10 protein-coding genes are annotated in these 11,652 nt (G+C 70.9%); 9 read left to right on the forward strand and 1 reads right to left on the reverse strand.

Annotation, left to right across the window (positions count from 1 at the left end; all coding sequences use genetic code 11):
• The first annotated feature begins 110 nt into the window (after positions 1 to 110).
• From rhaI to ASG91_RS16385, 7 genes are all read left to right on the forward strand, one after another.
• Entirely contained in the window at positions 111 to 1,277 is a 1,167-nt protein-coding gene (rhaI, locus tag ASG91_RS16355; RefSeq protein ID WP_056923673.1) for an L-rhamnose isomerase, read from the forward strand.
• 60 nt (positions 1,278 to 1,337) lie between these two features.
• Positions 1,338 to 3,374, forward strand: a complete 2,037-nt coding sequence (locus ASG91_RS16360) for a bifunctional rhamnulose-1-phosphate aldolase/short-chain dehydrogenase (RefSeq protein WP_056923674.1) — start codon at positions 1,338 to 1,340, stop codon at positions 3,372 to 3,374.
• Between the two features lie 3 nt (positions 3,375 to 3,377).
• Complete coding sequence (locus ASG91_RS16365; protein WP_056923675.1) at positions 3,378 to 4,802, forward strand: rhamnulokinase family protein; 1,425 nt, start codon at positions 3,378 to 3,380, stop codon at positions 4,800 to 4,802.
• 72 nt (positions 4,803 to 4,874) lie between these two features.
• Positions 4,875 to 5,906: a LacI family DNA-binding transcriptional regulator gene (locus ASG91_RS16370; RefSeq protein ID WP_056923676.1), complete on the forward strand. Its 1,032-nt coding sequence runs from the start codon at positions 4,875 to 4,877 to the stop codon at positions 5,904 to 5,906.
• Entirely contained in the window at positions 5,906 to 6,649 is a 744-nt protein-coding gene (locus ASG91_RS16375; RefSeq protein WP_056923677.1) for a (Fe-S)-binding protein, read from the forward strand. Before ASG91_RS16370 ends, ASG91_RS16375 begins: the two co-directional genes overlap by 1 nt.
• On the forward strand, positions 6,646 to 8,160 hold the full coding sequence (locus ASG91_RS16380) for a lactate utilization protein B (protein WP_082594244.1): 1,515 nt from the start codon (positions 6,646 to 6,648) through the stop codon (positions 8,158 to 8,160). Before ASG91_RS16375 ends, ASG91_RS16380 begins: the two co-directional genes overlap by 4 nt.
• Positions 8,157 to 8,789 (forward strand): LUD domain-containing protein, encoded by a 633-nt coding sequence (locus tag ASG91_RS16385; protein WP_056923822.1) that lies wholly within the window; start codon positions 8,157 to 8,159, stop codon positions 8,787 to 8,789. The genes ASG91_RS16380 and ASG91_RS16385 overlap by 4 nt, the downstream gene beginning before the upstream one ends.
• A 6-nt stretch (positions 8,790 to 8,795) precedes the next feature.
• Here ASG91_RS16385 and ASG91_RS16390 read toward each other — a convergent pair whose 3' ends face one another.
• On the reverse strand, positions 8,796 to 9,674 hold the full coding sequence (locus ASG91_RS16390; RefSeq protein ID WP_056923823.1) for a helix-turn-helix transcriptional regulator: 879 nt from the start codon (positions 9,672 to 9,674) through the stop codon (positions 8,796 to 8,798).
• 101 nt (positions 9,675 to 9,775) lie between these two features.
• On the opposite strand from ASG91_RS16390, the gene ASG91_RS21375 reads away from it, so the two are divergent.
• Together ASG91_RS21375 and ASG91_RS16400 are read left to right on the forward strand one after the other, a co-directional pair.
• Entirely contained in the window at positions 9,776 to 10,345 is a 570-nt protein-coding gene (locus tag ASG91_RS21375) for a cyclophilin-like fold protein (RefSeq protein WP_256363730.1), read from the forward strand.
• 62 nt (positions 10,346 to 10,407) lie between these two features.
• Positions 10,408 to 11,580, forward strand: a complete 1,173-nt coding sequence (locus ASG91_RS16400; RefSeq protein ID WP_256363733.1) for a multidrug effflux MFS transporter — start codon at positions 10,408 to 10,410, stop codon at positions 11,578 to 11,580.
• Positions 11,581 to 11,652: the final 72 nt, after the last annotated feature.

Below are 11,652 nucleotides of genomic sequence, written 5' to 3' on the forward strand. Positions count from 1 at the left end.
CACTCCTCCTGCAGGGCGTTCCCGAGCTCGGCGTTGACGCGCGTCGCTTCTTGCTGTTTACTCCATGCAACTGAAGCGCTTCATTTGCACTCATGAACGGACGGTCAGGCATGAACACCTTCGCCGACATCGCGGACAGCCTCGCCCAGCAGGCGATCGAGCTGCCCTCCTGGGCGTTCGGCAACTCGGGCACGCGCTTCAAGGTCTTCACCACCCCGGGCACGCCGCGCACGGTCGAGGAGAAGCTGGCAGACGCGGCCCAGGTGCACCGGCTCACCGGGCTCGCGCCCTCGGTCGCCCTGCACATCCCCTGGGACAAGGTCGACGACTACGACAAGCTCGGCCGGGTCGCGGAGGACCTCGGGGTGCGCCTCGGGACGATCAACTCCAACACCTTCCAGGACGACGACTACAAGTTCGGCAGCCTGACCCACGTCGACGAGCGGATCCGGGCGAAGGCGATCGCCCACCAGCTCGAGTGCATCGACATCATGGACGTCACCGGCAGCCGGGACCTGAAGATCTGGCTCGCCGACGGCACCAACTACCCGGGCCAGGGTGACCTGCGCGACCGCCAGGACCGCCTCGCCGACTCGCTCGCGCAGGTCTACACGCGACTCGGCCAGGACCAGCGACTGGTCCTCGAGTACAAGTTCTTCGAGCCGGCGTTCTACGCGACCGACGTCCCCGACTGGGGCACCTCCCTGGTCCACTGCCTCGCCCTCGGCGAGCGCGCCACGGTCTGCCTCGACACCGGCCACCACGCACCCGGCACCAACATCGAGTTCATCGTCGCCCAGCTCCTGCGGCTGGGCCGGCTGGGCTCGTTCGACTTCAACTCGCGCTTCTACGCCGACGACGACCTCATCGTCGGCGCGGCCGACCCGTTCCAGCTGTTCCGGATCCTCTACGAGGTGATCCGCGGCGGCGGCTACGGCGAGGACAGCGACGTCGCGTTCATGCTCGACCAGTGCCACAACGTCGAGGACAAGATCCCCGGCCAGATCCGCTCGGTCCTCAACGTCCAGGAGATGACCACCCGGGCCCTGCTCGTCGACCGTGCCGCGCTGCGCGAGGCCGAGCGCGCGGGCGACGTGCTGGGCGCCAACGGCATCCTCATGGACGCCTTCTACACCGACGTCCGCGCCGACCTCGCCGACTGGCGCGTCACCCGCGGGCTGCCCGCCGACCCCATGAAGGCCTACGCCGCGAGTGGCTACCAGGACCACATCGCCGCCGACCGCGTCGGCGGCACGCAAGCCGGCTGGGGCGCCTGAGCCCCACTCCCCCTCCCTGGCCCTCCCCACGTCCTCCCGTTCGACCGAGAAAGAACCCCGATGACCAACAACGCCGTTGCCGACCTGATCGCCCGCTCCAACCGGCTGGGTGCCGACCCGAGGAACACCAACTACGCGGGTGGCAACACCTCCGCCAAGGGGTCCGAGACCGACCCGGTGACCGGCGAGCAGGTCGAGCTGCTGTGGGTGAAGGGCTCCGGCGGTGACCTCGGCACCCTGACGGAGCCCGGTCTGGCCGTCCTTCGCCTGGACCGGATGCGCTCCCTCGTCAAGGTCTACCCCGGCCTCGACCGCGAGGACGAGATGGTCGCCGCCTTCGACTACTGCCTGCACGGCAAGGGCGGCGCAGCTCCCTCGATCGACACGGCCATGCACGGGCTCGTCGACGCAGCGCACGTGGACCACCTGCACCCCGACAGCGGCATCGCCATCGCCACCGCCAAGGACGGCGAGCAGCTCACCAAGGAGATCTACGGCGACAAGGTCGTGTGGGTGCCCTGGCGGCGCCCCGGCTTCCAGCTCGGGCTCGACATCGCGGCCATCAAGGCGGCCAACCCGCAGGCCGTCGGCACCATCCTCGGCGGACACGGCGTGACCGCGTGGGGCGACACCAGCGAGGAGGCCGAGGCCAACTCGCTGTGGATCATCCAGACCGCGCAGGCCTACCTCGACGAGCACGGCAACACCGAGCCCTTCGGCCCGCAGGTGCCCGGGTATGCCGCCCTGCCGGAGTCCGAGCGGCGCGCCAAGGCCGCGGCCCTCGCCCCCCACATCCGTGCGGTCGCCTCGCAGGACAAGGCGATGGTCGGCCACTTCACCGACAGTGCTGTCGTCCTCGAGTTCCTGGCCAGCGAGAAGCTCGCCCCCCTCGCCGAGCTCGGCACCTCCTGCCCCGACCACTTCCTGCGCACCAAGGTCAAGCCCCTGGTGGTCGACCTCCCCACTGACGCAACGGTCGAGGAGATCGTCGCCCGCCTCGCCGAGCTGCACGCGGCCTACCGGCAGGACTACCAGGGCTATTACGACCGCAACGCCACCCCCGACTCCCCCGCGATCCGCGGCGCCGACCCGGCCATCGTCCTCGTGCCCGGCGTAGGGATGTTCTCCTACGGCAAGGACAAGCAGACCGCCCGCGTGGCCGGCGAGTTCTACACCAACGCCATCAACGTCATGCGCGGAGCCGAGTCGGTCTCCACCTACTCCCCCATCGACGAGGCGGAGAAGTTCCGCATCGAGTACTGGGCCCTCGAGGAGGCCAAGCTCGCCCGCCTGCCCAAGCCCCGCTCGCACGCAGGGCGGATCGCCCTCGTGACCGGCGCCGCCTCCGGCATCGGCAAGGCCATCGCCACCCGGCTCGCCGCCGAAGGCGCGTGCGTCGTCATCGCCGACCTCGACCTCGCCAAGGCCCAGGCCGCAGCCGCCGAGCTCGGCAGCAGCGACGTCGCCGTCGGCGTCCAGGCTGACGTCACCGACGCCGACGCCGTCCAGGCCGCCGTCGACGCCACCCTCCTCGCCTTCGGCGGGATCGACCTGCTGGTCAACAACGCCGGCCTGTCCATCTCCAAGCCCCTGCTCGAGACCACCGAGGCCGACTGGGACCTGCAGCACGACGTGATGGCCAAGGGCAGCTTCCTCGCCTCGAAGTCCGCCGCCGCCGCGATGATCGCCCAGAAGCTCGGCGGCGACATCCTCTACATCTCCTCCAAGAACTCGGTCTTCGCCGGCCCCAACAACATCGCCTACTCCGCGGTCAAGGCCGACCAGGCCCACCAGGTGCGGCTGCTCGCTGCCGAGCTCGGCGAGCACGGCATCAAGGTCAACGGCATCAACCCCGACGGCGTCGTCCGCGGCAGCGGCATCTTCGCCGGCGGCTGGGGCGCCAAGCGGGCCGAGGTCTACGGCGTCCCCGAGGAAGAGCTCGGCGCCTACTACGCCAAGCGCACCCTGCTCGGGCGCGAGGTCCTGCCCGAGCACGTCGCCAACGCCGCCGCGGTCCTGACCTCCGACGAGCTCAGCCACACCACGGGCCTGCACATCCCCGTCGACTCCGGCGTCGCCAACGCCTTCCTGCGCTAGACCATGGCCGCAAGGGTGTTCGGCGCCATCGACATCGGCGCCTCCGGTGGGCGCGTGATGGCGGGCGTCGTCCACCCATCGAGCGGGCGGACCCAGTTGCACACCCTGCATCGCTTTGCCAACGGGGCGACGATGCAGGGTGGTCACCTGAGGTGGAACCTCACGGGCCTGTTCGCCGAGGTCATGACAGGCCTGACGGCGCTGGCGGCCCAGTTCCCCGAGGTCGAGTCCATCGGCATCGACACCTGGGCCGTCGACTACGGCCTGCTCGACGCCGACGGCCGGCTCCTCGCCGAACCCATCTCCTACCGCGACAGCCGCACCGACAGCGTCATCGAACGCGTGCACGACCGGGTCACCCAGGACGAGCTGTATGCCGTCAACGGCCTCCAGTACCTGCCCTTCAACACCCTCTACCAGCTCGAAGCGGAGAAGCGCTCCCCCTTGTGGGACAAGACCGCCCACGTCGTCCTCCTGCCGGACCTGTTGGCCTACTGGCTCACGGGCCAGCTCCGCACCGAAGCCACCAACGCCTCCACCACCGGGCTGCTCGACGTCTCCACCGGGGACTGGTCGGCCGCGCTGCTTGAGCTGCTCGACCTGCCTCCGCAGCTGCTTCCGGAGATCGACCAGCCGGGCGAGGTCCGCGGTCGCCTGCTCCCACGTGTGAGCCGGGCGACCGGTCTGGCTGACCGGGTCGTGGTCACCACGGTCGGGTCGCACGACACCGCCTCGGCCGTCGTCGCGGTGCCCGCGACCAGCCGGCGCTTCGGCTACGTCTCCAGCGGCACCTGGTCCCTGGCCGGCCTGGAGCTCGACAAGCCGGTGCTGACCGCGGAGAGCCAACAGGCGAACTTCACCAACGAAGGTGGTGTCGACGGCCGGGTCCGGTACCTGCGCAACGTCGGCGGCCTGTGGCTGCTCCAGGAGTCGCTGCGGACCTGGGCCGACGAGGGCACCAGCCACGACCTCGCCTCGCTCCTCACCGAGGCCGAGACCCTCCCCAGCGGTGGCCCGACCATCGACGTCGACGACCCCGAGCTCATCCCGCCCGGACGGATGCCGCAGCGGATCGCCGCCGCAGTGACCCACAAGGGCGGCACTCCTCCCACCGGACCCGCTGCCACGGTGCGGTGCATCCTCGACTCGCTCGCCGCGGCATACGCAAGCACTCTGGGCCGGGCGAGCGAGCTGGCCCACGGCATCGACGTCATCCACATCGTCGGCGGCGGGTCACAGAACGCCCTCCTGTGCCAGCTCACGGCCGACCTCTCGGGCACGCCGGTCACCGGCGGGCCGGTCGAGGCCACGGCGCTCGGCAACGTCCTGGTCCAGGCACGCACCCACGGTGCCGCACCGGACAGCCTCGAGGAGCTCCGCGCCGCCCTGCGGGAGACCCAGGAGGTGCGTGTCTTTGTGCCTTCCTGACCTCCCCGACTCCTCCCCACCGCAACAATGAGAGGGCGTCCCGGTACCTTGCATCGACGGATAGGAGCGCAGATGGCATCGGCCAGCATCAAGGACGTCGCGGCAGCGGCGGGTGTGTCCGTCGGCACCGTGTCGAACGTGCTCAACCGTCCTGCTGCCGTCCGTCCGACCACGCGCGCCAAGGTCGAGACGGCCATCGCCCGGCTCGGTTTCGTGCCCAACGCCTCGGCGCGCCAGCTCGCTGCGGGCCGCAGCGACACCCTGGCCTACCTCGTCCTCGATGCCTCGAACCCGTTCTTCACCGATGTCACGCGAGGGATCGAGGAGGTCGCCAAGACCGAGCACCTCTCGCTCTTCCTCTGCAACAGCGACCTGGACGCCGACCGCGAGGACCAGTACCTCGAGCAGCTCACCCAGCTGCGGGTGCGCGGGGTGCTCATCACCGCGATGGACTACGCGAACCCGCGACTGACCCGACTGCGCGAGCAAGGGGTGCCCGTCGTCCTCGTCGACCGGGCGCCACAGGACGGCCACGACTGGTGCACCGTCGGCGTCGACGACGTGAGCGGGGGGGAGCTGGCCATCAGCCACCTCCTCGAGTCCGGTCACCGCAAGATCGCGTTCATCGGCGGGCCCCTGGAGATCCCCCAGGTGACGGACCGCCTCACCGGGGCCCGTCGGGCGATGGAGACCGCTGGCCTCAGCGCCGACGACCTGAGCCTCATCCAGACCGACGCCCTGACCATCGCCGACGGCAGACGGGCCGGGGAGCGGCTCCTCGGGCTGCCGCGGAGTGGCCGGCCCACCAGCGTGTTCTGCGCCAACGACCTGCTCGCCCTCGGTCTCCTGCAGCACCTGGTCCAGCTCGGGGTGCGCGTCCCTGACGACGTGGCCATCGTGGGCTACGACGACATCGAGTACGCCGCCGCGGCGGCAGTCCCCCTCACCACCGTGGCGCAGCCGCGCCAGCTGCTGGGGCGCACCGCAGCCCGGCTGCTCATGGACGAGGCCGAGCGGGGCGACGACCACCACCACGAGCACGTGGTCTTCCAGCCGGAGCTCGTGGCCCGCGCCTCGTCCGCAGCGGTCCGCAGGACTGCCTGATGAAGGTCGCCCTGTTCGTCACCTGCCTCGGTGACGTCCTCTTCCCCGACGTGGGCCGCGCGACGGTCACGGTGCTCGAGCGCCTCGGCCACGAGGTGGTCTTCCCCCACGCGCAGACCTGCTGCGGCCAGATGCACACCAACACCGGCTACCAGCGCGACGCCGTGGGTCTGGTGCGCCACCACGTCGAGGTGTTCGAGCAGGCCCTCGCGGACGGCTGCGAAGCCATCGTGGCGCCCTCGGGGTCGTGTGCCGGGTCGGTCCGCCACCAGCACGCCGCCCTCGCCCGCCGTGCCGGCGACGAGGCGCTCGCCGTCCGCGCGGAAGCCGTTGCAGCACAGACGTTCGAGCTGTCCCAGCTGCTCGTCGACGTGCTCGGGGTCACCGACGTCGGAGCCTCCTATCCCCATCGCGTCACCTACCACCCCACCTGCCACTCGCTGCGGCTGCTGGGGGTCGGCGAGGCTCCGTTGCAGCTCCTGCGGGCAGTTCGTGGCATCGACCTGGTCGAGCTGCCGGCCGCCGACGTGTGCTGCGGCTTCGGGGGCACCTTCTCGATCAAGAACGCCGAGACCTCCACCGCGATGCTCGCCGACAAGATGTCCGCGGTGCTCACGACCAAGGCGGAGGTGGTCACCGCCGGCGACGCCTCCTGCCTGATGCACATCGGCGGCGGCCTCTCCCGCCTCAAGACCGGCGTCCGGCCGGTGCACCTCGCCGAGATCCTCGCGAGCACCGCATGAGCACCTTCCTCGGCATGCCGGGCGGCCGGACTGCCGGCACAAGGGGCCCGGCCGCCGACCCGGGCGTGGGTCACCTCACCGGCGACCGGTCGTTCCCCGCCGCGGCCCACGACGCGTTGGCCAACACCCAGCTGCGGCGCAACCTCGCCCACGCAACCTCGACCATCCGCGCCAAGCGCGCCAGCGTCGTGGCCGAGGTCCCCGACTGGGAGGCCCTGCGCGACGCCGGCTCGGCGATCAAGGCCGACACCATGGCCCGGCTGCCCGAGCTGCTCGAGCAGCTCGAGGCCAACGTCATCGCGCGGGGCGGCACGGTGCACTGGGCCCGCGACGCCGCCGAGGCCAACCGGATCGTGACCGACCTGGTCCGCGCGACCGGCGCCGACGAGGTCGTCAAAGTGAAGTCGATGGCGACCCAGGAGATCGGGCTCAACGAGGCCCTCGAGGCCGCCGGCATCACCGCCCACGAGACCGACCTCGCCGAGCTGATCGTCCAGCTCGGTCACGACAAGCCGTCGCACATCCTCGTGCCCGCGATCCACCGCGGCCGAGCCGAGATCCGCGAGATCTTCGCCCGCGAGATGCCCGGCGTCGACCCCTTGCTGACCGACGAGCCAGCGGTGCTCGCTGCCGCCGCACGGACCCACCTGCGCGAGGTGTTCCTTCGCGCCAAGGTGGCCGTGTCCGGCGCCAACTTCGGGGTGGCCGAGACCGGCACGCTGACCGTGGTCGAGTCCGAGGGCAACGGACGCATGTGCCTCACCCTGCCCGACACCCTCATCACGGTGATGGGGATCGAGAAGGTCGTCCCGACCTGGCGCGACCTCGAGGTCTTCCTCCAGCTGCTCCCCCGATCCTCCACCGGCGAGCGGATGAACCCCTACACCTCGACCTGGACCGGCGTGGTCCCAGGCGACGGGCCCCAGGACTTCCACCTCGTCCTGCTCGACAACGGCCGCACCCGGGCCCTGGCCGACGAGCTCGGCCGGACCGCCCTGCACTGCATCCGCTGCTCCGCCTGCCTCAACGTCTGCCCCGTCTACGAACGCACCGGCGGCCACGCCTACGGCTCGGTCTACCCCGGCCCGATCGGCGCCATCCTCAGCCCCCTGCTGACCGGGCTCACCGGCGGCGACGACCCCAACGACTCGCTTCCCTACGCCTCCAGCCTCTGCGGCGCCTGCTACGACGTCTGCCCCGTCAAGATCAACATCCCGGACATGCTCGTCCAGCTGCGCGCCGAGCACACCGAGGCCCACGCCGACACCCATCGGCTGCCCAGCCCCGAGGCCGCCGCGATGAAAGCCGCCGCCTGGGTGATGGCCGACGAGGGCCGCTTCGCGAAAGCCGGTCGCGCCGCCGCCGTGGCGCGACACGGCATACGTCGAGGGAAGCCGCGCATCCCGCTGCCGCCGCCACTCAACGGGTGGACCGCCTCCCGCGACGCACCCGCCCCGGCGGCCGAGTCGTTCCGCGACTGGTGGACCCGCACCCGCGGAGGCTCGTCGTGAGTGCCCGCGACGACGTGCTGGCGCGCATCCGCGGCGCCCTCGGTGCCGACCCCACGGCGCCGCCGGTCCCGCGCGCCTACCGCCAGCACGGTGAGTATGCCGCCGGGGCACCAGAGCTCGTCCTGCAGCTCGTCGACCGGCTCGAGGACTACCGCGCCACCGTCGTCCGCATCGGCGCGGACGACGACGACTCCATCGGCCGGGCCGTCGCAGACGCGCTGGCCCCGCGGGAGATCGGCCAGGCGGTCACGCCGCCCGGCACGCCCCGGGAATGGACCGGCTGGCTGGCCGACGTCGTCGTGGACGACGGGTCGCTCGACGCCAAGGCGCTCGACCGCATCCCCGCCGTCGTCACCGGATCCGTGGTGACCATCGCCGAGACCGGCACCATCGTCCTCGACGGCGGTGAGCTGTGCGGACGACGAGCCATCACCCTGGTGCCCGACACGCACGTCTGCGTCGTCCGCGTCAGCGACGTGGTGCAGACGGTCCCCGAGGGCCTGCAGCGGGTGGACCCCGTCCGCCCGCTCACCTTCATCAGCGGCCCGTCCGCCACCAGCGACATCGAGCTCGACCGGGTGGAAGGCGTCCACGGCCCCCGACAGCTGGTCGTCATCGTGAGCGGCTGACGCCGGTCACGTGCGCCCGACGCTGGCTTCCTGCTGCGTCGCTGCCCACGAGGCAAGCAGTGAAAGGGCCTGCGCCGTGGGCGATCCCGGTTCCGCGCTGTAGATGGTCATGCTCAGACCGGCCCCGGAGCGCAGGTCCATCGACTCGTAGGCCAGCTCGAGGTCGCCGACGACGTGGTGGTGGTAGTGCTTGGTGCCACCAGCATGCGTCCGGACGTTGTGTGTACCCCACCGGCGTCGAAAGTCGTCACTTCGCGTGGACAGCTCCCCGATGAGGTCCTGAAGGGCCCTGTCGTGGGGGTCCTGCCCCGCCGCGGTGCGCAGGTTGGCGACGGTGATGTCGGCCATGTGTTCCCAGTCGGGGTAGAGCCGATGGGCGGCGGCGTCGAGGAACGCGAACCGGGCCAGGTTCGGCGGACGGGTTGGGTCGGTGTACACGTCGACATACAGAGCTCGCCCCAGGTGGTTGGCGGCGAGCAAGTCGGACCGGTTGTTGCCGACGATCGCCGGTCCGGTGGTGATGGAGTCCAGCACCCACTGCAGGCTCGGCGGGAGCGCCCACTGGGCGGGGCTACGTCGGCGGGGGCGCATGGCTGCCGTGGTGCCGTCGGCAGCTTGGGCAAGCAAGAACAGGTGGCGGCGCTCGGCATCGTCGAGCTGCAGCGCGCGGCCGATCGCGTCGAGGACACCCGCAGACACGCCCCCAAGTGCGCCGCGTTCGAGCTTGGCGTAGTACTCGACGCTCATCCCGGCCAGTGCGGCCACCTCGCTGCGGCGCAGGCCTGGTACCCGGCGCTGCCCAGCCTGGGGCACGCCCGCCTGCTCGGGGGTGATCTTGGCTCGCCGCGAGGTCAGGAACTCGCGGACTTCGGCTCGGTTGTCCACGTCGACCACGGTACGACCGCGAGTGACGATGAGGGATGCCCTGTCGGTACACCCATCATCAGTGACTTTTCCAGGCGTCGCGCCGACGGTCTCCTTGGGACATGACCAGCACCCGACGACCCCGACGCCAACCCCGCCTGGTGGCGGGCGCAGCATTGGTCCCCGCGTCCGTGGTCGCGTTGCTGGCGTGCTGGACCCTGAGCGGCCCCGCTCCCTCCGGGTCGACACTTCCCGCCGTCCCGGCTCTGCCGACCGACGCAAGCGTCAGCCGCGTTCCCAGAACGGGCGACGTCTTCTTGCGTGTCCCCGCTGGACGGGCGGTGGTCAGCCTTGATGACACTCCGGCAGCGCGAGCGTTTGCTGCGATGCTGCCGTTGCGGGTGTCCATGGGCGACCCGATGGGTCAGGCCAAGTCCGGCAGGCTGCCGGCGCCGATCGACGTGTCCGGCGCGGCGCGGGTGTTCGACCCCCGCGAGGGGGAGCTGTACTACTGGGCTCCGAGCCACACGGTCGCGATCTTCCATGACGACCTTGGGCAGTCGGTTCCCCCGCCTGGCCTGGTTCGGCTCGGGGTCGTGGACAGTGGGCTCTCGTCGATCGACGAGGCCGGCAACAGCTTCCTCGTCCGGATCGAGCCAGCGACCGGCACCCCCACGACCATGGGGTCTTGAGCGTGGAAACCACTCCGCCCCTCGTTGACCCAGGGCCTGTGACGTCCTCGGCAACAGTCGCGGTGGGCCGCGGCGTCCCTGCGATCCTGGCGTTGCTCACGGTCTTGGGGCCAGCCTCCATGGACCTCTACCTTCCGGTACTGCCCGCCCTCGCCCGCGACGTGGAGGCGAGCACGTCGTCCGCGCAACTGACCATGACCACGTGCCTGCTCGGTCTGGCGCTCGGCCAGGTGGTCGCGGGGCCGGTCTCTGACCGCTACGGTCGCCGTCGGCCGCTGATCGCCGGCTTGGTCGTCTTCATGGTTGCCTCCGCGTTGTGTGTCTTCAGCAGTTCCGTCGGGATGCTCATCGCTCTGCGTTTCGTCCAGGGTTTGGCCGGCGCGGTAGGCCTGGTCATTGCGCAGGCCGCAGGCCGCGACATCTACGTGGGTCGGCAGCTGACGCGTTACTACGGTCGGATCGTCGTGCTGTCCGGGCTGGCTGCGATCGTCGCCCCGGTGGTCGGAGGGCAGCTGGCGACGCTGCTCGCGTGGCGAGGATTCTTCGTCGTTCTCACCGCGATCGGTGGGCTCGTGCTGCTCGCCGTCATCCTCGGATTCCGGGAGAGCCTGCCCGTCGCACTGCGCGTCAGTGGGGGCGCTCGGAGCACCGGCGGACACGTCCGGACCCTCCTCGGCGACCGCGTCTTCCTCGGCGCGATGCTCGCCAGCGCGTTCACAGCCGCGGCCTACTTCGGCTACCTTGCGGGGGCATCGTTCGTCCTGCAGGACGTCTACGCGCTGCCACCGGCGACGTACTCCCTGGTCTTCGGTCTCAACGCGGCAGGGTTCGCTGGGTTCGGATTCCTCGGTGGGCGCCTGGCCGAGCACTGGTCGGAGAGACTGGCCTTCATCGTCGGTCTCGGCATCATGGCGGCGGGGGCTGGCGGGCTCCTGGCGACGGCCGTGACCCACCTGCCGCTGCCGTGCGCGATCGCGTCGTTCTTCGCAGTTGCAGCGGGCGCGGCGGCGGTCTCTCCGCCGGCGACATCGCTGGCCCTGGCCGACTACCCGCAGTTCGCCGGCACCGCGTCATCCATCCTCGGCGTCACCCGGTTCGCGGCCGGCGCCCTGACCGCGCCACTGGTCGGCCTCGGCGGCTCAATGACGCTGGTTCCCCTGGGCATCGTCACCGTGGCCAGCGTTGGACTCGCTGTCGCGGCCTACGTCTGGTTCGTCCACAGGGCCGTAGCCTGACGACGTTCCGATCGAACGGCGGCCGCCGGAGCTCAGCACCCCCGGCGAGGCGTTCGACATCAAAGGTGTGCG

The sequence above is a fragment of the Phycicoccus sp. Soil802 genome, assembly GCF_001429605.1.
In the GTDB taxonomy this organism is placed as follows: Bacteria; Actinomycetota; Actinomycetes; order Actinomycetales; family Dermatophilaceae; genus Pedococcus.